Annotated in this window: 17 protein-coding genes; 10 read left to right on the forward strand and 7 right to left on the reverse strand. The window is 63.2% G+C overall.

The features are described from left to right. Positions 1 to 224: 224 nt before the first annotated feature. Positions 225 to 410 (forward strand): hypothetical protein, encoded by a 186-nt coding sequence (locus tag AOZ06_RS55880; RefSeq protein ID WP_157232842.1) that lies wholly within the window; start codon positions 225 to 227, stop codon positions 408 to 410. A gap of 446 nt (positions 411 to 856) precedes the next feature. On the opposite strand, the gene AOZ06_RS05190 is transcribed toward AOZ06_RS55880, so the two are convergent. Together AOZ06_RS05190 and AOZ06_RS05195 are read right to left on the reverse strand one after the other, a co-directional pair. After that, the gene (locus AOZ06_RS05190; RefSeq protein WP_335338423.1) at positions 857 to 2,065 is read right to left on the reverse strand and encodes a GGDEF domain-containing protein; all 1,209 of its coding nucleotides are present in this window, start codon (positions 2,063 to 2,065) and stop codon (positions 857 to 859) included. A gap of 252 nt (positions 2,066 to 2,317) precedes the next feature. Continuing rightward, a complete protein-coding gene (locus AOZ06_RS05195) occupies positions 2,318 to 3,556 on the reverse strand; it encodes an MFS transporter (protein ID WP_054296427.1) in 1,239 nt (412 codons plus the stop codon). A gap of 643 nt (positions 3,557 to 4,199) precedes the next feature. Here AOZ06_RS05195 and AOZ06_RS05200 point away from each other — a divergent pair. Further along, complete coding sequence (locus AOZ06_RS05200; RefSeq protein WP_225953148.1) at positions 4,200 to 5,192, forward strand: IS630 family transposase; 993 nt, start codon at positions 4,200 to 4,202, stop codon at positions 5,190 to 5,192. 21 nt (positions 5,193 to 5,213) lie between these two features. Here the strand turns inward: AOZ06_RS05200 and AOZ06_RS05205 are convergent, their stop codons facing one another. Continuing rightward, complete coding sequence (locus tag AOZ06_RS05205) at positions 5,214 to 6,215, reverse strand: IS481 family transposase (RefSeq protein WP_054288377.1); 1,002 nt, start codon at positions 6,213 to 6,215, stop codon at positions 5,214 to 5,216. Positions 6,216 to 6,247: 32 nt separating this feature from the next. On the opposite strand from AOZ06_RS05205, the gene AOZ06_RS05210 reads away from it, so the two are divergent. Then, entirely contained in the window at positions 6,248 to 7,837 is a 1,590-nt protein-coding gene (locus AOZ06_RS05210) for a hypothetical protein (protein WP_157232843.1), read from the forward strand. A gap of 806 nt (positions 7,838 to 8,643) precedes the next feature. Then, positions 8,644 to 9,645, forward strand: a complete 1,002-nt coding sequence (locus AOZ06_RS05215) for an IS481 family transposase (RefSeq protein WP_054287937.1) — start codon at positions 8,644 to 8,646, stop codon at positions 9,643 to 9,645. A gap of 241 nt (positions 9,646 to 9,886) precedes the next feature. On the opposite strand, the gene AOZ06_RS05220 is transcribed toward AOZ06_RS05215, so the two are convergent. The 4 genes from AOZ06_RS05220 to AOZ06_RS05235 form a co-directional block, all read right to left on the reverse strand. Then, positions 9,887 to 10,276, reverse strand: a complete 390-nt coding sequence (locus tag AOZ06_RS05220; protein ID WP_054288379.1) for a hypothetical protein — start codon at positions 10,274 to 10,276, stop codon at positions 9,887 to 9,889. 558 nt (positions 10,277 to 10,834) lie between these two features. Then, the gene (locus AOZ06_RS05225) at positions 10,835 to 11,791 is read right to left on the reverse strand and encodes an IS630 family transposase (RefSeq protein ID WP_236952086.1); all 957 of its coding nucleotides are present in this window, start codon (positions 11,789 to 11,791) and stop codon (positions 10,835 to 10,837) included. 471 nt (positions 11,792 to 12,262) lie between these two features. Further along, positions 12,263 to 13,222: a 3'(2'),5'-bisphosphate nucleotidase CysQ family protein gene (locus tag AOZ06_RS05230; RefSeq protein WP_218921941.1), complete on the reverse strand. Its 960-nt coding sequence runs from the start codon at positions 13,220 to 13,222 to the stop codon at positions 12,263 to 12,265. Beyond that, on the reverse strand, positions 13,219 to 14,076 hold the full coding sequence (locus tag AOZ06_RS05235; protein ID WP_054288382.1) for a hypothetical protein: 858 nt from the start codon (positions 14,074 to 14,076) through the stop codon (positions 13,219 to 13,221). The genes AOZ06_RS05230 and AOZ06_RS05235 overlap by 4 nt, the downstream gene beginning before the upstream one ends. Before the next feature lie 1,382 nt (positions 14,077 to 15,458). Between AOZ06_RS05235 and AOZ06_RS05240 the strand changes: the two genes are divergently transcribed. From AOZ06_RS05240 to AOZ06_RS05260, 6 genes are all read left to right on the forward strand, one after another. Further along, entirely contained in the window at positions 15,459 to 15,935 is a 477-nt protein-coding gene (locus AOZ06_RS05240) for a hypothetical protein (protein WP_054288383.1), read from the forward strand. Then, positions 15,922 to 18,108, forward strand: a complete 2,187-nt coding sequence (locus tag AOZ06_RS05245; protein WP_157232844.1) for an NB-ARC domain-containing protein — start codon at positions 15,922 to 15,924, stop codon at positions 18,106 to 18,108. Before AOZ06_RS05240 ends, AOZ06_RS05245 begins: the two co-directional genes overlap by 14 nt. Positions 18,109 to 18,227: 119 nt before the next feature. Next, entirely contained in the window at positions 18,228 to 19,481 is a 1,254-nt protein-coding gene (locus AOZ06_RS05250) for a hypothetical protein (RefSeq protein WP_157232845.1), read from the forward strand. Positions 19,482 to 19,896: 415 nt separating this feature from the next. After that, the gene (locus AOZ06_RS55885) at positions 19,897 to 20,079 is read left to right on the forward strand and encodes a hypothetical protein (protein WP_157232846.1); all 183 of its coding nucleotides are present in this window, start codon (positions 19,897 to 19,899) and stop codon (positions 20,077 to 20,079) included. Further along, a complete protein-coding gene (locus AOZ06_RS05255) occupies positions 20,076 to 20,834 on the forward strand; it encodes a sulfite exporter TauE/SafE family protein (protein ID WP_054288386.1) in 759 nt (252 codons plus the stop codon). The genes AOZ06_RS55885 and AOZ06_RS05255 overlap by 4 nt, the downstream gene beginning before the upstream one ends. A gap of 83 nt (positions 20,835 to 20,917) precedes the next feature. Continuing rightward, a complete protein-coding gene (locus AOZ06_RS05260; RefSeq protein ID WP_157232847.1) occupies positions 20,918 to 21,895 on the forward strand; it encodes a phosphotransferase in 978 nt (325 codons plus the stop codon). The last annotated feature ends 150 nt before the right edge of the window (positions 21,896 to 22,045 follow it).

Below are 22,045 nucleotides of genomic sequence, written 5' to 3' on the forward strand. Positions count from 1 at the left end.
ACGGGACTGATCGTGATAGGCGGGCGGACCACGTCGCACGGCCGGCGGCGTCGGCACCGCTGATCGTGGACGACATCACCCGCGCAGGTGAGCCACGCTGCGGACGGTTCGGCCGCGATCACAGACTGGGGCGGTGGAACGCAGGTTGACAGCCGCCGAGCGCGAACTGGCCGCCGCGCTGGAGCGCGAAGCGGCACCGACACGGCGAAGTCCACCATGGACCGGTGTCGGCGGCGTATCTGGGGGTTGCCTTGCCGGAAGTCTTCCGGCGAGCGGTCACGCGCAGGACCGGGTCCGCGGGCGTGTTCATCTCCCAACCCAGAGATGATTTCCGTTTGCTGCGCCGCGGTATGCCGCCCGGCGCTGTCCTGGACGCCGGGTATCGCCCTGCCGACACCCCAGCCGACTGACTGACCCGTCGGTGGCCGCCATCCACCTCACTCCCGGACGCGAGGCGTCCCGTCGGGTGCCGGTTGGTCGGTGAGCCGGAGCGCGAACATGACGTCCGGGTGGATGTGCAGGCCGAGATCGTGCCGCCGCTCGCGCTGACCGGCGCCGCGATCTGCCGTCGGATCAGGTATGCCGGATCCATGGCGATGGTTCGGGAGTGCTCGCCGCGACCGGACTCGTCGGGCTGGAGGCGAGAAGCGTGACGCAGTAGACCAGCAACTGTCGGGGTGCGCTGTTCAGAGAGGCGGCCTACATGACCGGAGGCCGCAGCGCTTACTGGTGGCCGAACTGGCCAAACTGCCGCACTCATGCGTAACGCTCCGGTCGCACTTTGGCCACAGATGGCCGAACTGGGTATGCGGTGGCCGGACTGTTGCGCACCCGGTGCGCGGGGCTGCGCATTCACTCAGGCCGCGACCACAACTCGGTTGCGGCCCGCCTGCTTCGCGTCGAGCAGCGCTCTGTCAGCCGCTTGCAGGACTGGCTGTATCGCATTCCCCGCAGTCGGGTAGACCGCGACACCGATCGAGACTGACAGCTTGTCAATCGTCGTCACGATCACGTCGCTGCCGTCTTCGTAGATCGGGACCGTCATCTGTTCGACCCGGGTCCGGATGCGTTCAGCTACAGCCAGGCCGTCGATCTCGTCGACGTCGGGGAGCAACACGACGAACTCTTCGCCGCCGAATCGCGCGACCGCGTCATAGTCCCGGACCGAGTCGCTGAGCTGGTTGGCGACCGCCTTCAGGACCAGGTCACCGATGAGGTGGCCATACGTATCGTTAATCTTCTTGAAAAAGTCGATGTCGATCATCAGCAGGCAGAACGTTGATCTCGTGGAGCGTTCCGCTTTCGTCAGCACCCCTGCCGCGATGCTGTGCCACCCCCTGGTGTTCCACAACCCTGTTTTGTCGTCTCGCGCTGCTGCGGCTTCCAATTGCCGGATCAACACTTGGCGGTGCAACATCAGCATCGGCGGGATGATCAACAGCCCTGCGGCCAACGTCATGGTGGTCAGCGCGAGACCGAGCAGCGCGCCGAGGCACAGTGTCGCGAGTTCGAGCCCGTTTTCGCCCCAGCCGCCGAATAAGGCTCGCAGCGTCCGACTCCGGGTGCGCAACCCAGGGACGACCACGATCGCGCCCGTCACGAAGTAGATTAGGATGCCCACGCCGACGGCGCCGACGCCAGCCCACTCCGCGTCGATTGCCGCGTCGATGGTCGGGATCTGCATGATAGCCAACGCCCCGTGAGCCACGTAGCAGGTCAGTATCGCCAATGCCCCGTTGAACACCGTGCGGTAGGCGGGTACGCGGCGCAGTCGATACCAACTGCGTACCGCCAAGTGCAGGTACAGCGACGCCACCAGCGCCCCCACGAGCGGCGGTGGCAGCAACAACACGCCAGCGAAGGTCCAGACCGACGTCATGTTGATGTGTGGTGTTCCGTTGACTCGTCGTCGGACGCGTTCGACAGTACGTCCCAATTCAGCTTGTAGAACGCCTAGCCCCAGCAGAGTCGCGAGGATGATCACGTGATGGGAACTGACCACCATTGCACGGATGTAGATCATGGTCGCGACAACCACGACTGATTCGATCGTCAAGCAGTACACAACAAATCGTGGTCGTTGTGACCATAGCGCCCACTGGGCGGGAGAGAATACAGCGCGGAGCGATACGGCAGCTCGGGGAGCTGGGTTCGCCTCGTTCATGTCGCAACCGTGCCCTTGTCGAAGTCCACAGTCGATACCCACTCAAGCACAATCCGAGGTTGTGGACGAGGATCCCACTCGTTCGGAGCAGCGAAACGGCCATGAAAGGAGGGGCGTCACTATGCGCAACCGTGACAGCTGACGTCTGACGACTCACGTCTTTTCCGGCAGTTCGGCTCGGCCAGCACGCGCTCGCGCCCACAGCGCCGCGAGCGGCACAGCGGTGATCACTCCTAGACCGCCCGCTAGTGCGATTGTGTCGGCCGCGCCGATCTGATCGGCTACGAGGCCTGCGGCGAGGGCTCCAAGCCCCTGCCCTGTTTGCAACCCTGTGGACAGCAGGCCAGCTCCTTGGCCCCGCTGTGCCTCAGGCAGCCCGAGCGTGAACTGGGCTGAGCCTTGCACGTGGTACCAGGTCGCCAGCACACCACCGATGCCAAACAGAATCATCGACGTGACCAGCCCGGGATGCAGCACGCACAACACCAGCGGTAGCCCAGCGACGATGCCGAAGACACCGATCAGACGGACGCCGGTTTTCGGTGGCAACCAGCGCAAGGTGACGCTGCCGATGATGCTGCCAATGGGATCGGCAGCCATGAGCAGTCCCACGGCGACCGCGCCCGTGCCGAGGCTGGCAGCGTAAGGAGCCGCCAGGGCTTCCGGAACGACGTAGAACGTGGCCAGCCACATCACGCCGACCAAGGCCCGCTGACGAGGATCGCGCCACGTCTGCCGTGCTACCTGCCAGGTCGAGCCGAGCGAGGCTGGCCGGGTGCCGGGGGCACTGGGTGGTGGGCGGCGGGTGACCGCCACCGCAAGAATCACCGCGGACGCCACGAACGTGCCTGCGTTGAGGCCAAGCGCAAGGTTCGGATCGATCGCGGAAACGAGGAAGCCACCGAGGCTGAATGCCAGAAGCTGCACAAACTGGCTGCACATGCTCCGCAGATTCATCCCGGCCGTGAAGAGCCTCTCGCTGCGCAGCACATCAGGCAGCAGCGCGCCCTGCGCCGCCTTGAACGGTGCATTCGTGAACGTTGTGACCGCCACCAGCACGCACAGAAGCCACAGCGGTGTGCCGGGCACTGCCATACCCGCGACCAGGGCGGCCCGCACGATGTCCGCGGCGATCATGACTTCTCGCCGCGGGTACCGGTCCGCAGGCCAGCTCAGCAAAATGCCACCCGCGAGCTGTGGAACGAACGTCAGCGCATACGTCAACCCCGTCAGTGCCGCAGAGTTGGTTCTTTGATAAACGAGAACCGACAGCGCCACTCGCGCCAACTGATCGCCACCGCTACTCAGCAGTTCAGCGAGCCACATCGCTCGAAATTCGCCCACCGCCAGCGCCGACAGCATGCCAACCCGCTCGCGCTTGCTCCCCTGCATGCCCGCACCCCCGGCGATCCCCACCTCGCGGTCCCCACACGCTGACCGCCACCAGACCGGCCTACGGTAACTGATCGACTCCGCAGTGTCAGCAATCTGCGCCGTCCAGGGGACACGATGACCGCGACGTCGAGATGTACCGGGCCGGCCAGCTGCGGGCTCGTGCTTCGTTCTGGTCATTGGGGAACTGATGGACAGCGGTTCTAACCCGGCTTGCAGGCTGACTATGAAGACTTTGGGCTTTGAAAGCGTTGCTTGATAAGAAAGTAGTGACGCAGCACAGAATTGATGAGCTTCTTTTGCGCACCGCTGTGTGGGTTGGCGAGAATACTGTTGAGCGGCAATTGCCCATGTGCAGCCTTGGTGGTAGAACTCGGCGACTGGGCTAAGATGTCGTCACGCAAACCCGTGCCTGCATCTGACTGTAGTTAGCGGTCGCCATGCTGTGAAGCTAGTGCCGTATCAAGCAACGTTGGCGGTGTAATCGTGTCGCGTGGACGCGTGGTTGGTTGATGGGTCAGGCTTGGCCGCTGGAGGTGGTGGTCGAGTGGGACGTCGGGCTGAGGTGTTCGTGCGGCCGTTGGAGCCTGAGGAGGCTCAGCGTCTGGTCAAGGTGACCCGGTCCACGAGGGATCGTGTCCGGTTGCGGCGGGCCGGGATCGTGCTGGCCTCGATGCAGGGCCGCGGCGCGGCCGATATCGCGGTCATGTTCGCCGCGACCGACAGTTATGTGCGGGAGGTGATCCACGCATTCAACGACCTGGGGTTCGCGGCACTGGACCCAAAATGGAGCGGCGGCCGACCACGTAAGTTCGGTCCGGCCGCCCGGCAACTGATCTGCCGCATCGCCCAAGCCAACCCTGCCGGCCTGGGACAGCCGTTCACCACGTGGAGCCTGACCAAGCTGGCGGCCTACTTGGCCGAGCACCACTGGTTACGGGTCAGTACCGAGACCATCCGCCAGATCCTGCGCGCGGCGGGTATCACCTGGCAGCGCACCAAGACATGGAAAGCCAGCCAGGATCCCGATTTCGCCGCCAAGATGGCCCGGATCCTGGCCCTGTATGACGATCCGCCCGCGGATGGGCGAGTGGTGTGTGTTGATGAGTTCGGTCCGCTGAATCTGCTGCCCCGGCCTGGTCATGGCTGGTTCCCGCGCGGCCATCCCGCCCGCCGCCGGGCGACCTACACCCGCACCGCCGGAGTCCGGCAGATGTTCGCCGCTCTGGATCTGGCCACCGGGCAACTGTTCTACCGATTCCGAGACCGCAAACGGTGGCAGGAGTTCCTCGAGTTCTGCAAGCAACTACGCCGCCGGTTCCCGTCCGGGTGGCTGTATCTGATCTGTGACAACTACGGGTCACACCACAAAGCCGAAGTCACGGCATGGTGCGCTGATCATGACATCGAGTTGGTGTTCACACCGTCCAACGCCTCGTGGCTGAACTGGATCGAGTGCGAGTTCACCGCGCTGCGGTACTTCACTCTGGACGGCAGCGACTATCCCTCCCACACCGCCCAAGAGTCAGCGATCGCCCGCTACATCCGCTGGGCCAACAAGCACCCCGCCCCGAAACGACACTTCGCGGCCAACTCCAAGATCCGCAGACCCGATTACCTACCGAACGTTGCCTGATGCAGCACTAGTACTTACGGACTAGCTGTATGAGGCCGTGACGTTGGTGACGCCGGTGTGGAGCCGGGTTGCTGGTGGCTGGTTTCCGGCGGCAGTGTGGGGTCGATGATAGTTGTAGTGGACGTTCCATATCGTCAGGGCGTTGGTTCGTTGTTGTTCGCTGGTCCACTCTCGGCTGTAGAGGAATTCTTCGGTCAGGATCCGGTTGTAGCGTTCGACTTTGCCGTTGTGGCGGGGTGTGTAGGGCGTGATGCGCTGGTGGCGGGCTCCACGCAGCACGGTGGCGAAGTGGGTGGCTTTGTAGCAGGCGCCGTTGTCGGTGACGATGCGGTCGATGTGGGTGATGCCGTGCGCGGCGAAGAACGCGCGGGCGCGGTGGGTGAACCCGATCGCGGTGCGGGCTTTCTCATCGGGCAGGGCTTCGGTGTAGGCCAGCCTGGAGAATCCGTCCACCGCGGAGTGGAGGTAGGTGTAGCGGGCCCGGCCGCCCCGGCCTCGGCCTCGCCGGGCTTGTTTGGCCTGCTCGCTGTCACGGCCGTGGACCCGCCAGCCGCCGCCGTCGGGGATCTGGCCGACCTTCTTCACATCCAGGTGGACCATGTGCCCGGGCCAGCGGGCGATGATCGTGCGGGGTGCCCGGTTGCTGTCCCCGCTGGGGTCGAGGAATTTCCGGTGGTGCAGGCCGAGGTGGGCCAGGTGACGGCTGACGGTCCGCGCCGAGATGCTGGTGCCGTCGGTCGCGAGTTCCAGCGCGATCCGGCGGGCTGAGTGCTTGCCATGACGGCGGAGGTGTTCGATCCGGGCGATGACCTCGCCGGGGGTGGCGGTGGGCTGGTGGTGCGGGACACTGGGTCGGTCGAGCAGCCCGGCCTCGCCGTGCTGGCGGTAGCGGTTGACCCATTTCGAGGCGCATTGCCGCGAGATACCCATCTCCGCGGCGACATGGGCGATCGGACGGGTGCGGCAGCGTTTCACGAGACGGCGACGGCCTTCGACAGACAGCGGGGCGTTACGGTGGAGCACAGACGGGTCTTTCTGTTCGGCGGACGAGTGACGTGGTAGTTCTCATCCTGCCGCTGAAAGACCCGTCCCCAACCTCAGGCCCCACCCGGCGTCAACAACCTCATGACCCGCAACACCTAGTGGCACGGCGCACACTGACCACGATCTTGCGCCCGCTTGCCGAGGGTTTGGCGCTTTTCGCAGAGTTCGACGTTAACACCGTGAAGAGCACGATACTGACAACGCCGTTGAAGTCGACAATCAGTTTGTTCTCTGGACGTGCGCCGGGCATCTTGGGGCAAGATGACATGGGCGCCGGCCTGATGCCGCTCGTCTCGGCGCAAGCGGATGAGCTGGCTATCTCGCTGCCGATCATCGCCAAGTTGCGGCAGGTTCGACTGAGTGAGGCAGGAATCAAACGCAAGGTCAATGTGCTAGCGAGCACCGTGTCCGACAGCTCCGACGTATATTTGCTCGGCTACCTAGGGGTCAAGGGCATGTGGCGGACGCTGCGTCAGAAATCCGCCCGGCTGTACACAGAAACAGATCTCACATTGGCGTACCTGAAGGGGTTCTTCTACGAAGACCGTGTACTTATCGATATCCTCCTATCCGCTAACAACCCTAGTGAACGCTTGGCGGATCGGATACTGCAGCGAGTCAAGCAGAGGATGCACCAGCTTAGCGACGTCACCGACAATGATATAGCCGAGTTCGAGCAACAAGTGCTCGACGAGCTACCGGTTGGCTCACCAAAATGGGCGAGGTGCCTCCATATTGATCCTGCCGGATGGAAGCGGGGTGAACGCTCGTATCGAAAGCTGGTAAATGATCTCTTCGTCGAACCAAAGAAACGACTCATCACGGTGGACGGCAACACAATGGCCGACGACATCCGCAACGCATTTTCAGTCTTGTTAAACCGCCGTCACATTGTTCGCCTAGGCACCATGGGAGTCCACGTCGATGTAGCTGACGGCGGCAATTTCGTTGTCCGGCTCGACGATCGTGAGCTGTTCCGGGGGTGCAACGACGCAGCTCCGCCCCAGTCCGGTGAAGGCACCATCGAGCTAGTGTTCAGTTCGCTCTCCTCTAGTCTCCATCGGGCCGTCGTGGTCTATGGACCTGACTCGCTAGTTGATATCATCATGCCTCACATGTCGGCCGACGATATGGCGCACGACCATGAACGCCGACTCATGTGGACCGATCTGGCTCCAAGCACTAAATTTATTGAACTTGGCGAAATCGTCGACCGGATCGTTCGTTCCTTCGTCGAGGAGCGAGAGCTCGCAGAACAAATGCGAATCGTCGACATCCAGCTGCCATACGTAATCAAGTACTTGTATCTCGACTCCGGTCTGAACGCAGTGGCGGACGAGCAACTCGACGGAGTCATCAAGCTTTTAGAGTTGGGCGGTGTTTACGAGGCGCTCCACCACGATCGTGACCTGCTCGAAGCCCTGATCATCCTCGGAGCTGTTGCGCCTCTGATGCCGTTACGCCGGGCACTGCTCAACTTGTTGGCCGATTATGGTTTCGCGGATCCGGATGGCATGTTGACTAGCTTGCTCCGCTGCGGCGAGAAAACTGGCCTTCCATTGGTCAACGCCGACGAGCACTATGCTTTCGTGCTTGTTTAGACAGCAGTACGCTTCGATCGTTTTCCGTTTGATCACTGGCATCCCTCGCGCTGCGGACGAAATGCAATGGTTGCCACCAGTTCACCGCAGTCGCTTTCTACAGGCTCCTTACGTCATCCAATTCAGCGGTCCAGCTCGCTGGCGTAATAGCGAGGTATATGTGACAATACAGGAATCGTCTTCCTGACCGCTTGCGAGGGAGTCCGATGAACGGCATGGTTGCATGGCTGGCTCTAGCGCTGTCGTTAGCGTCGCTCGGATGACAGCTTCTGTCGTGGCGGCGTTCTGGGGCTCTTCTGGATGTCCGGCTCGAACACGTGCAGCAAGGCCAGTATAACGAAAAGGCATACGGGATCACGGTGACAAATAATGGCCGACTCGCTATTTCGGTCCGAGACATTGAGCTTCGCGTAAAGATTGGCACAGGCGAACAGCGAGGCTACAGCCGAAAACTTGTCGGCGCTTCGCGAAATCCGTCAGTAGATCTGATCTCAACCAAACTCCCGGCTCTCGTGCAGCCAGGGGAATCGATCACCAGATTTTACAGAGCTAAGAATGTGGACAATTGGCTGAGAGGAAGCGCTGCGATGGAACCCCAGCTTGAAGCCTGGGCACAGACAGGAACGCGGTGGATCAACGGCAGAGCATCACGAGATCGATTTGCTCGTAGCGCGAGGGAAGACGAGCTAGTTGTTGCGGGTCATGAGGTTGTTGACGCCGGGTGGGGCCTGAGGTTGGGGACGGGTCTTTCAGCGGCAGGATGAGAACTACCACGTCACTCGTCCGCCGAACAGAAAGACCCGTCTGTGCTCCACCGTAACGCCCCGCTGTCTGTCGAAGGCCGTCGCCGTCTCGTGAAACGCTGCCGCACCCGTCCGATCGCCCATGTCGCCGCGGAGATGGGTATCTCGCGGCAATGCGCCTCGAAATGGGTCAACCGCTACCGCCAGCACGGCGAGGCCGGGCTGCTCGACCGACCCAGTGTCCCGCACCACCAGCCCACCGCCACCCCCGGCGAGGTCATCGCCCGGATCGAACACCTCCGCCGTCATGGCAAGCACTCAGCCCGCCGGATCGCGCTGGAACTCGCGACCGACGGCACCAGCATCTCGGCGCGGACCGTCAGCCGTCACCTGGCCCACCTCGGCCTGCACCACCGGAAATTCCTCGACCCCAGCGGGGACAGCAACCGGGCACCCCGCACGATCATCGCCCGCTGGCCCGGGCACATGGTCCACCTGGATGTGAAGAAGGTCGGCCAGATCCCCGACGGCGGCGGCTGGCGGGTCCACGGCCGTGACAGCGAGCAGGCCAAACAAGCCCGGCGAGGCCGAGGCCGGGGCGGCCGGGCCCGCTACACCTACCTCCACTCCGCGGTGGACGGATTCTCCAGGCTGGCCTACACCGAAGCCCTGCCCGATGAGAAAGCCCGCACCGCGATCGGGTTCACCCACCGCGCCCGCGCGTTCTTCGCCGCGCACGGCATCACCCACATCGACCGCATCGTCACCGACAACGGCGCCTGCTACAAAGCCACCCACTTCGCCACCGTGCTGCGTGGAGCCCGCCACCAGCGCATCACGCCCTACACACCCCGCCACAACGGCAAAGTCGAACGCTACAACCGGATCCTGACCGAAGAATTCCTCTACAGCCGAGAGTGGACCAGCGAACAACAACGAACCAACGCCCTGACGATATGGAACGTCCACTACAACTATCATCGACCCCACACTGCCGCCGGAAACCAGCCACCAGCAACCCGGCTCCACACCGGCGTCACCAACGTCACGGCCTCATACAACTAGGTCGCGGGTTACCTGACTCTCGGTGCGTCCATCGTTGCGAAAGATCGCGGAAATCATCCGGTGGTTCAATCCTGTCAGCGCTGTACCGAGCGAGGAGAAGAAGCACCAGTGGTGGGTGAATTCGTGTAGACAACTGAGGAGCAGGTCCGGCGATGCATGCCCGGGATGCAGCAGATCGTCGAGGTGGTCAGCGAGCCGCACCTCACCGATGTGTGTGACGTTGCTGGGTAGGTCTGTCCAACTACGGCTTTGCATCCGCCTCGCCTGGGAGTAAGTCCTTGCCGGCTCCGCGGGTCAAGTCGAGTCCATTGACGATCTGCTCAACGACCGACGCCTCAGGCGCGTCGCTGTCGGTGAGAATAATTGTGGCTGTTCGCTCGACCTCAGTCCCGTCAGCATGTAGGACCTTCGCCCGTATCTGGATCTTCTGCTTCCTGCGGTGCTTAAGGAGCCACGCCGCGAGGGCACTGATCACCGGCTGGGCCACTACCAAGGCGAGGATGATCGTCGACGGCTCCCCATACCGGTCACCCGATGCGGCTTCAGGGACTAGGCCGGGCGCCTGACCTTCGAGCGCACGGGTGATGTCCTGAATGTCAGCGCTGTCGAGGTTCAACAACGTGATCTTCACGGGTTGTGCTGTCATCCGTCACCGATCCTGTGACTATGCCGTGCGTGATTTTTGACTGTCACTGAACGCATCGCACTGCCGCTCATGTCTGCTACACCCTCTGCCGAGCTCGGCGGCGGCCCAGCCAGATGGCCTACGTCCCGCCATGACAGAGCGCAACCATCACGTCGGTGACTACAGCGTGCTCTAACCGTGAACCACAGGACGTGCCAACCGGTGAAAGTGGCCCCTTGCCGGGCTCGATAGGCGTTGAGACTTCCCGCTGGTGACGTCATCCGGTTGCGGCTGCGTGGCCTCTCGCTGCTGGTAGCGATCAGCACTCTGATCGCGAGACATACCCGCCGCCCCTTGAGCATCGCGGCTCGGAGCGGCGGATACAAAACATGGCAGCCATCGGAACCGCTGTGAGCACGTGCAACCGGAAGGGTGATCTTAGGCTATCGGGCTTCGTGAAAGGCGGCTTTAGATCCGAAGTGAGTCATACTGCTCTGGATATGTCCCTCAAGAAGGTGCGATCGGTGGCCTATGGCATCGTATGAAGTTCGCTGTGCTAACGCTCTAGGACGCCTTGGGCGGCTGCACGAACTGGGCGGGGTGCTTGTTGGCCCAGCGGATGTAGCGGGCGATCGCTGACTCTTGGGCGGTGTGGGAGGGATAGTCGCTGCCGTCCAGAGTGAAGTACCGCAGCGCGGTGAACTCGCACTCGATCCAGTTCAGCCACGAGGCGTTGGACGGTGTGAACACCAACTCGATGTCATGATCAGCGCACCATGCCGTGACTTCGGCTTTGTGGTGTGACCCGTAGTTGTCACAGATCAGATACAGCCACCCGGACGGGAACCGGCGGCGTAGTTGCTTGCAGAACTCGAGGAACTCCTGCCACCGTTTGCGGTCTCGGAATCGGTAGAACAGTTGCCCGGTGGCCAGATCCAGAGCGGCGAACATCTGCCGGACTCCGGCGGTGCGGGTGTAGGTCGCCCGGCGGCGGGCGGGATGGCCGCGCGGGAACCAGCCATGACCAGGCCGGGGCAGCAGATTCAGCGGACCGAACTCATCAACACACACCACTCGCCCATCCGCGGGCGGATCGTCATACAGGGCCAGGATCCGGGCCATCTTGGCGGCGAAATCGGGATCCTGGCTGGCTTTCCATGTCTTGGTGCGCTGCCAGGTGATACCCGCCGCGCGCAGGATCTGGCGGATGGTCTCGGTACTGACCCGTAACCAGTGGTGCTCGGCCAAGTAGGCCGCCAGCTTGGTCAGGCTCCACGTGGTGAACGGCTGTCCCAGGCCGGCAGGGTTGGCTTGGGCGATGCGGCAGATCAGTTGCCGGGCGGCCGGACCGAACTTACGTGGTCGGCCGCCGCTCCATTTTGGGTCCAGTGCCGCGAACCCCAGGTCGTTGAATGCGTGGATCACCTCCCGCACATAACTGTCGGTCGCGGCGAACATGACCGCGATATCGGCCGCGCCGCGGCCCTGCATCGAGGCCAGCACGATCCCGGCCCGCCGCAACCGGACACGATCCCTCGTGGACCGGGTCACCTTGACCAGACGCTGAGCCTCCTCAGGCTCCAACGGCCGCACGAACACCTCAGCCCGACGTCCCACTCGACCACCACCTCCAGCGGCCAAGCCTGACCCATCAACCAACCACGCGTCCACGCGACACGATTACACCGCCAACGTTGCTTGATACGGCACTAGCACCGGGGAGGCGAGCATTCGGGGCCGTTGGGTCTGCTTGTCTATCGCATCCACGGGCAACATCACAAAACGCTGGTTGATCACTGCCGGTTGCGCCGAGCGGCTCGAGGTGGCAGAGCGGCTCTATGACGTCTTGGGCTCGAAAGGCATGCTTGTTCGCCTCAGTGGGCGAGCGAAACGGCCCTTCGCGTCGAGCACTCGCTCAACTTGCTGTGCTGGTGGAGCTCGCAGTTCGAGGGATGCACCTGGCCGCCTATAGGCCTACGCCCCAAGAGTCGCCTACACGTCAATAAGACGCTGTATGTCCATAGCGAGCACGGCATTACCTGCTGCAATGAACTTCTGACGACCGTCCATCGTTTCGTTGATCTGCGACAGGGTGTTGAGTGAGTAGTCGAGTGTGATAGGTCGACCGTTTAGATCGATCGTTGTACCGCCAGCAGCATGCAGAATATAGTGTCCTGGAGCGAGGTCCCATATCGCGAAACCCTTTGCGATCTCGACCGTTGCATCGGTGAAGCCTGCCGCCACATGACACAAGCTGACACTGCCGAAGTCGACCCCTATACGGCCCGGCTTCTTGCCGTCGTGTGTGGGCAGGCTGAGTGCATCGAGTAGGCGCGTTTGTCTTGCGATTGGCAGGAATCGCTCATCCGGGCGCATGCTGTAACTCGTAAGGAGCGTTCCCGGTAGGCGCGCATCTGATGGCCGATCCAGCGTGTACTGACGGTTGTCGGCGGTGATCATGTAGGCTCGGTCGACACCGTCATCATGTCGAGCGGCGAGATAAAATCTAACGTGATGGTAGATATCGCCGACTACAGCGATGATCGGACGTTTTGACGACCGCGAATAGACCATGACATGCGTATATCCATGAAGTCCACGCACGGCCAACTCGCTGGTGTCCAATGGATCCACGAGCACACAGAGATCCGGATCAGATTCTACGCCAACGATCTGTGGCTCCGCTTCCTCCGAGGCATACACGAAAGAGGGGATGACTTTGGCCAGGCGCTCCTTGTAGTGGTCGTGCATCCACAGATCGAAGTCGGACAAGAAGTTGTCCTTGTGCCTGCGGTTATCCCGTTCGCCATGCTGCCTGGCCACTGCGGCGTCGACGAGTCGCGGTTGTATTTGGGTCATCATCGACGTGACCACTTTCACGATATGCTGCGCCAATGGAGGAATGACCTGATCGTCGTTCATAAATTCGCTACCGCCTTCGTCAAAGGTCAACGCAGTTCCAGGGGAGGTTCTATACCAGGCGGTCCCATCGTTGCAGCGACAAAGACGGCTTCGAAACTGGCCGCGCGCATGATCTTCGCTCCCGTCAGATCATCGAACCTCGTGACATCAAGGTTACGACTCTTCGTCATGGCGCCGAACACTGCGAAATACAACTCGGCCTTAGGGTAGCGTGCCCGCAGTTCGTGCGTGAGGTATCCGATGTTGTCGGCGTGTTTCACCTCGAAGTCACAGACCACGATCGTGGGCGCCTCCTTCGCGTCGGGATAGAGGGAGGCCACGTCAAGTTCGATACCGTCACGTATCTTGTTGCACCGCAGATACCCGATCGGGCAGCGCGAGAACCGCGCTGAGGCCAGGAACGTTGCCATCACCAAGCCAGCTTCATTGACCCCGAAACAGATGTCCACATCCAAACGTCGGCCGAGGCTCTTGATCTGTTGCGACAGCCGGTCCACGCCGTAGCCGAACGTTTCCCATGTGAGGTCTAGCAGACCTGGTCGCGCGTTGGGCAGCGTGAACAACGTGATGTCGGGATTGCCGTACTCGATCGTAGGAACGGTCAATGTAAAGTCAGTCCCCACCTGGTCCGAACGTCGCGCCGGGAGTTGCCTCGTGCCGAGTGGGTCGTAGGGGTCAGGCTGCGCCACCCCGCGAGGCATTCGGAGGATGTTCGTGTCCGGCTGGGGCGGTCTCGCTGCGGCGAGCTGCTTGATCGTGAGCTGATCCTCTGGCGTTAGCCGCTCGTACGCTTCGGCGATGAGGTCGGTGGGAGTGATGGTCTCGTTGTCCTGTCCAGAAGGACCACGGCCGTAGGCCTCGCACAGGACGAACAGGCTCGGCAACGACGGAAGGCGTCCCTTGCCTCTGCCCCGCGCCCACGTCTCCCACTCGTTGATTGTCGTGGCGCCCAGGTTGGTCTGGTTTTCGGTGACTTCGTTGTAGCGGTCGGCTGCCTGCCCTTGGGATAGTCCAGCTGCGTACCGAAAGGCCTGTAGGCGTGTGAGAGTGTGGTGCCGATTGACGAGCTCGACCGCAGCCGCCTTAACGGACCCCAGCTGCTTTGCCAGCTCGCGACCCTCGCGGGCCAGCTCACGCCCTCGCGCTGACGGGCTTGTCGATGCCGACCGGCGAGCGTGTCCAGATGGCGCTGTTGATGACCGTCCCATCCAAGTGTCCCTTATCCACGTCCACGACCAGCTTGGGCATAGTACCCACGGCTGTGGGTGGGTGATTACCCACAAACGCGGGTAATCAGCGATCGGTAGGCCGTTTCCGCAGGTCAAGGCTGCCCGCAAACCCGTGCGTTGTCGATCGGTGTCGCAGGTGTGGCGAGGTCCAACTGATGCAAGGGTTGGTGGTGATCCACATCGTTTCGTCAACCGGGGAGTAACGGCCGTGCCCAGTCCAGATACACGCGGCTTCTGGCAGTGTCATGTGCTCCGCCGGATATGAGTACACCCGGACGTCATTCATGGCTGCCAGGTTGCATCTTGCAGTGCGTACTGCGACCAAAGTGCGGCTATCCGGCATGCGTTCCGTCTGTAAAGGACATTCGTCATGACATCCCCTGCGCCTGCACCGAACGTCAACCCGGGAGTCTTCTCGTGGACATCTCGTTCATCTCACTTGGACAACCTGCGAGGCGACGCCGCGAAGTGCCATGGAGGTGCGGAGGAGTTGGCATGGGACTGCGCCATGAGTGACAACACAAGGCCTCCCTGGCCGTTGCGGCGCGCGCCGCGCAGGGACGATGTGCTCCCGCCGCCGGGCGATTTCAACAACCCGCAACCCTCCGATGCTCCGGCAGCGGAGGAGACGGCGGCGCGTGCCGCGCTCCTCGCGCTCAGAAACGGGCTTGGGCCTTGGCTCGCTGAGGCCGCGATGACGTCGACGGCCCCGGTTAAGTGGCGAACCATGATTCGAGCGCTGTACCAGGCCGCAGCCATGTGTGTGCTGGTTGACAACGATCCGATAGTCGTGCACACGCCGCCGGAGATCACCATCCTCCCCCATACGCCGGAACCCCAAGGCGACGCTTGTATGCGCTGCGGTCTCGCGGTCGTCGACGTCGTACATCCTCGCGCGCTTGACAGCCAAGAACACCAACCCGAAGAAGGCGAAAGGTGAACGTGAGGAGATCACGAAGCAGGACACCGAGTCCACCACCGAGCTTGCCACGCGGGCTGATGTCTGCTGCTGACCGGGCACAACGAGACGGGATGCCGTGACCGAACTGACGACAGACATTCCGGGGCTGGTGAACGAGTTGCAGCGCTTGGCCGCCGCCATGGTGACCGTTCGGCAGACCAATCCTGGACTGGAGGTGCGTCTGCCGAGCGAACTGGTCGATGCCTGCCGGACGGTGTTGACGTCGGCAATCGGCTCCGGTGTGTGCGGCGAGTGCGGAGTGTACTACGCCGAGCTGCCTTTGCGGCGAGCGGTAATGCGCGTGTGCCTGCCCGGCGAACATGTTTCCGTGCAAGAAGTAAGAGCCAGGCTGGCCACTCATGGCGTGAAAGCCACGGGCAAAATGGTCGCGAACACCCTAGCGGACCTCGGACGCGACGGCACGTTGCAGCGCGTGGCACAGGGTCAGTACGTTCGCACGAGCCCGTTGCGGCACCCGCAAGCCGGTGAAGGTGTTGACACGCACCAGGACGAGGGCGATCGGCTTCGTGGAGCGATCGTTGACGGCGAGTGACATGGACCCAATACCAACGGTTGGTGCGTTCGATCACGGACCGGTCGGCGCGACCGTGGACTCGGATCTTCACGCGATTCACGACCTCCGAATGGACATGAGTGGCGAACTTGCGGGGGCGTTCGTTCAGGCCGGGACGGTTCATGGTGACGTTCATTTCCACGGTCCATCCCGCCCTGCGGTCATCCCGCGGCAGGTCGCGGCGCCGCCCATGCTGTTCGTCAATCGCGGCCGTGAGCTGGCAGCGCTGGACAGCGCTTTGCGGGGCGAGACTGGCGTGAAGGCGAATGGGAGCAGGATCGTGGCGCTGACAGGGTTGGGTGGGGTCGGCAAGACAGCGTTGGTGTGTCGCTGGGTGCACGGGCAGCGGGACCGGTTTCCCGATGGGGTTTTGCACGCGGAGTTGACCGCGCCGAGCGGCGATCCGGTGGATCCGGTGGATGTGCTGGGCGCGTTCTTGCGAGCTTTGGGGGTGCCGTCGAGCGAGGTGCCCGAGACGCTGGCTGAGCGCCGCGGGCTGTATCGAAGTGTGACGGCCGACCGTGCGATGGCGGTGGTGCTCGACGACGCCCGATCGACGACGCAGGTGCGCGAGTTGCTGCCGTCGTCACCGTTGAGCTGTGTGCTGGTGACCTGTCGCGAGTTGCTGATCGGTTTGTTGGCGATCGGCGGGTCCCGTGTCCAGGTGCGTTCGTTCGATGAGGATTGCGCGATCGAGTTGCTGCGCCAGTACCTGGGCGCCGACCGGGTCGAGGCGGAAGTGGACGCCGCGCGTGCCGTGGCTCAGACGGTGGGTGGTTTGCCGTTGGCGTTGGGTGTCGCGGCGGCGATGACCATGGCACGGCCGGAATCGAACGGGGCGTTGGAGTGGACCGCGCGGAGCCTGGCTGCCGCTGAATCTCGAATCGACTTGCTGTCCAGTGCGGACGATCTGCGGGTCAGGGCTGTGTTGGACAGCAGCTTCCGCACGCTGCCGTCGATAGCCGCTCAGGCCTACCATGCGCTCGGTGTGCATCGGGGTATCAGGTTTCGGGTCGAGCTGGTGGCCACCGCGCTGGGGATCCCGGATTCTGGTGCGCAGAACGCGATCACCGCGTTGGAAGAAGCCAGCCTAGTGACCAGGCTGCGTGACAACGAGTACCAGATGCATTCGCTGGTCCACGCCCACGCACGGACCATCGTCGAGCTCGAACCACGGACCCCGCCAGCTCAACTGCAGCAGCGGATGCTGGCCTGGTACACGCACACCGCTCACGCCGCGGTGCGTGCCGTGATGCCCGCGAGGCCGGCGGTCGCCGCTCCTGAACGTGACGACGACGTCGTCTTGCCGCCGCAGATCTGCGACCGGCGCTTCGCGATGACATGGTTGGAGGCCAACCGCGGCCAGCTCTTGGCCTGGGCCACCATCGCGCAGGAGCTGCGACAGCAGCGCACTGTGTTGCAGCTCGCGGATGCTCTACACGGGGTTTTCCTGCTATACAAGGAATACAGTGCGGCAGCTGAGGTTTACCAAATGGGTCTGCGCGCCGCGATGACGCTGCCAGACGAGAACCTTGAGTTTCACATGCGCAAACGTCACACGCGTGTACTGATCCGACTTGGCCAGACCGGGCAGGCGCATGAGCAGATCGCCCGCATGCTCGCTAGCGCGCGGGACGCCGGGAACCGCCGGTGGGAAGCCAGCGCGCTGAAGACCTTGGGCATGCTGCACGCCAGTACGGGACGCCCCGACCTCGCCCTGCTGCCGTTGATGGACGCATGGGAAATCTTGGATGAGCTGCGACGCCGCCGCGCTATCGGACTGATCTTGATTCACATCGCCGATGTGGAGGCTCAGGGTGAGCACATCGATGTCGCCTACGAGCACGCCCAGCAGGCTAAACAGATCCTTTCCGAGCTGCCCACACCGGACAAGGCGAACGCGGCAAGGGCCGCGATCTCGCTCGGAATCATCTGCGTCCACACCGGACGAGCTGACGAAGCTGCGCGGGAATTGCATCATGCCGTAAAGGTCCTGTCCGAGTGTGGTTCCCGGGCGGACCTGGCCAGAGCCCATGACGGGCTGGCGGAGCTCTACGCCAGTATCGGCGACGACCCAGCGGCGGCACGGCATCGGACCGAAGCTAACTCGCTGTGCCCTCACCGGGCGACCTTGAACGGGCGGTCCCAATGATGTCGCGCACGAGATCCGTGGCCTGATGGTCTTGGGGCCCACTGAGAGCTACCTGTGAGGCAGGCGGCAGTGCTCCCGTCCCCACCGGGTCACAGTCCGCGCGTGAAAGGGAATTGTCGATGACCGGAGATGGGCTCTCGGTGAGGGCCTGGCGCGTGGTAGAGCACGTGCGCAGTTCGAATCTCGACCCGTACGCCACTTCGTTGTCGGGCGTGCAGTCGATTCTGGATGCTTCAGCCGGTGGGACTGCGGTGCCCGTTGAGGTGGCCGACGCGATTGTCGAGGAGTTGGACGCGGCCGGGTACCTCGAAACGAGGGACGGGCATGGCGTCACTGTCCTGCCGGAGTCCCACGGCGGCCGAGTAAGCATCGCGCACGGTGTGCTCGATGACCTCGTTACCCAGCTCGTTGGAGTGTTGAGCGTTTCTGGGGACATCAATGATCCGCAGAGCAGTACGTTGTCGGTCACCTCCGTAGATCTCGACCCGGTACGGCAATGGTCCGACCGACAAGGGATGCGGGCCCAGACGTGGCTGGCGATCGCATGGGAACATGGCTGGGTCTCGCACGCGTCCCGCCTCGCCGCCGTGCTAAGTCGCATGTGGATTGTTCTGGGGAAGTTCGACCACGCGGCGGCCGCGCTGGCCGTGGCCCAGGACGCAGAGTCGGCAGCCGCCCAGGAACGGATGGCTGACCTGTGGGCATGCCGGACTCGGGCGTTCAGTGATGCGCACAGGTACGACGATGCGGTCGAGTCCGCGACCTCGGCGTTGCTGTGCGCGCTTGAGACCGGCAGTCACGATCGTGTCGCAGCGGCCTACGACCTCCGCGGCGACATGTGTGGCCGCGCTGGTCGCCTGGCCGAGTCTGTGCGGGATCTTTGGATCGCGGATCGTCATGCTCGTCAAGCGGTGCGCCGCGCTCCGCTCGGTGACCGGTCATGCGTCCGTATCGACCCGAAGCAGGTGGAAGCTCGCCTGACCGAGGCGAAGGCCCGTCTTGAGGCGGCAGCCGTCTCGTCGGCCTGGGCATGGGGGCCGTCCGCTGAGGAACAAGGGCTACTCGCGACCGCCTACGTGGCGCACTCGTTGATCGCCGACAACACCGACGAGGCCGGTGTGTACTTGGCCCGGGTGGTGCGGGAGTCCGTTACCGCGCTGCCTGATGCTGCGGCCGCGCGGATCGCGACAACGCTGGGGCAAAAGGCTCAGACTTCGGGATTGTTGGACGTCGCCATTAGCTACTTCGACCTGGCTGTCGATCGTTACGACAGCGTTGGACGGCATGACGACGCGACCGCTACTCGGGTGCTGCGCGACCGCGTCATGGCGCGACCCGTGTCCAGCAGCGGATCCGTTGAGGTCGTGCCGTGATGGGAAGGAAGCGGGGCATCTGCGGTGCCTGTGTGCAGGGTGCCGTTCGTCGAGCCCGAACCCAGACACGAGGCCGACTACTGTTGGTATTCGGCTGCCGGCTGATGTCCGGGCCGCACGCCTCTCGCAGGACCTCGACCCGCGCTGCCGATGTGTTGTCAATCCCCAAGCCGAGTGTTCTTCGGGGTATTGCGGGCACGCACCGTAAAGGTTGGCAGCGGAGTGCGCTGGGAGTGCCGTCGGTCGATCGACCGTGGGTGGTTGTTGGCGTTATCAGCTCGCACCTATTGGCGGATTATTTTCGGGGCAGTATGAGGATTACAGTGATCACCTCGATTCGACGGAACGGCGACTCAAACGGTTTTTCCTGCCTTACGCGACTGTCGCTGTCGTCTGTCCGGAGGGGATTGCCGATATGGCCACGACATCGCGAATGGTCACCTTGTGCCTGCCTGAGAATGACGCGAAGGAGCTCTATTCGTTCCTGGCAGGTCCGCTTGACGGGAAAGATCCGGTTCTCGGGTTCGCCGTCCGTGAGCGAGTCGTCACGCGCGTGCACCAAGCGTTGCGCGACGTGCAGGTCCGGAGCCAGTTGTGACCGAACTGCGCCTGGTGGTCATGGCGGTCGTCGGGCTCGCCGCCGGCGTCCTGAACTACGCGGCAGCGTCCGGAAGCATCATTCCGTTCCTGGTGATGTGCTCGTTCGGGGTGCCGATGCCCATGGCGAACGCGACGGTTCTTACGGCGACACCCGCCAGTTTTATCCGTGCCTTGTGGGAAATCAAAACGCTTCCGCGTCTCATGGTTGTTCCACTGATTGTTTCCGCGCTGGCCTCGATAGGAGGCGCGGTTGTGGTGGCCACACTGGTGACGGGCGATCTATTCCGCGTCGCGGTACCCTACGTCCTCATCTTCGCCGTGGTTGCGTTGGTGAGTTTTGGTCACGTGCGGAAACGTATCGACGAAGTGGCCAGGCGGAGACACCGTTCGCCTCAGGTCAGTCACCGGCTGTTGGTGCCTGGAGTGGCGGCGACGTCCGCGTACGCGGGGATGTTCGGTGCCTCGGTCGGTGTGCTGATTCTCGCGCTGTGTTCAGCGGTCACGCCGTGGCCGTGGCGCCAAATCGCCGCGGTGAAGAACCTGACTTGCCTGACCACCAGTACGTGCGGGCTGATGGTGTACGCGGCATCGGATCTGGTGCTGTGGCCGACCGCGATCGTGTTAGCGATCACGATGGCCGTGGGCGGCGCCGTCGGCAAGGTCGTGGCCGACCGGGTGCGTGCCGTTGTTCTGCGACGCTCGGTTGCGGCGGTGACCTTGGTGGCTGCACTCGCGTTGATATGGACCTCATGACCGGCGGGCAGCGCGTCCGAACCGGCGTTCCGGCCGGGAAGACACCGACCGGACAAGACCCATCCGCGCCGCAGCCGTTCCTCATGATCCCGGTCGACGAAGGACTTGCTGTGCGAGACGTGGCGAAGGCGATTGTGCGCGAACTGCGGCATCTCAGTCGCAACGACCGCGAGCAACTCGATTACGACAGGCCTGGGTTTGGACTGCGGCGCTTGCCGTGGGGTATGGAGGACCGTTGCTACGCCTGGACAGTGCCACCATCCACACCAGACGCCACGGGCCCCGACCTGTGTTTGAAGTTGTACACGGACAATCCGGGACGGGCATGGACAGAAGTCCGGGCCCTGCAATACCTGCCAGAAGTCGCAGCAATCGACACTCCGAAGTTTCTGTGGCACGACTCGGATCGCCCGATACCCGCCACCGTCATGGGTTTGCTCCCCGGTGCTCCGATATCAGCCATCCACGCCCCGACGGCAGCCCTCCTCGAGTCGATCGTGACTGTTGTCCAGGGGGTCCAGCGACTGCCGCTGGGGCCTCTGGAGAACCGACCGCGCGCCGATTCGCCTCTCAGCTACGCCCGAGGGTTGGCGGAGCAATGGCCCACCCAGCTCGCAGCAAGTAGGGACGACGAATCTCGAGTTGTGCTGAAGCTGGTGACCTCGTGGCGGCACGACTTTGACGACACACAGATCTTGAACCGACCCGTCGATGAGGTGCTGTCGCCGGGTAGCGCGAACCTCGGTTGTTGGCTCTGGGACGACCAAGCCAACACGGTGCACCTGATCGATTGGTCGGGCGCGGGACGCAGTGACCTCGCCAGCGACGCCGCCGATCGAGTAGAACACCCGACCGCGCGACGGTTTTCCGACGAGCAGCGGGCGGAGGTCCTGCCCGCGCTCGGTGTTGACGCCACTACCCGCGATCGGTTTCAGGCCGCGCAACGTGTCGCGGCCATGCATTGGCTGCGACGGCGGTGGCGCAGCCGGACCGAGCTGCCTCTGCAGTTGATCAGTCAATGTGATCGCGTCCGAGCCCTGCTTACCCCATCGTCTGTGTAGCAATGCGAGAACCGATGCCACTCCGTAGTCAGCCCTTCGCGGCCCGCTCCACCCGTCAGCCAGCCGGTCCTGCGCCCGGCGCAGCACGGCACGCCCTCGATACCGTTCCGGTGATCCCGCTAGGGATACCCGGAGTCGACCGAGACGGCC

Origin of the sequence: Kibdelosporangium phytohabitans (assembly GCF_001302585.1) — a bacterium.
Lineage (GTDB): Bacteria > Actinomycetota > Actinomycetes > Mycobacteriales > Pseudonocardiaceae > Kibdelosporangium > Kibdelosporangium phytohabitans.

Bases quoted from the DNA above. Each gene is read 5' to 3' on its own strand.
- AOZ06_RS05260 (WP_157232847.1), top strand. From the start codon at position 20,918: ATGATCCCGGTCGACGAAGGACTTGCTGTGCGAGACGTGGCGAAGGCG.
- AOZ06_RS05250 (WP_157232845.1), top strand. From the start codon at position 18,228: ATGACCGGAGATGGGCTCTCGGTGAGGGCCTGGCGCGTGGTAGAGCAC.
- AOZ06_RS55885 (WP_157232846.1), top strand. From the start codon at position 19,897: ATGGCCACGACATCGCGAATGGTCACCTTGTGCCTGCCTGAGAATGAC.
- AOZ06_RS05195 (WP_054296427.1), bottom strand. From the start codon at position 3,556: ATGCAGGGGAGCAAGCGCGAGCGGGTTGGCATGCTGTCGGCGCTGGCG.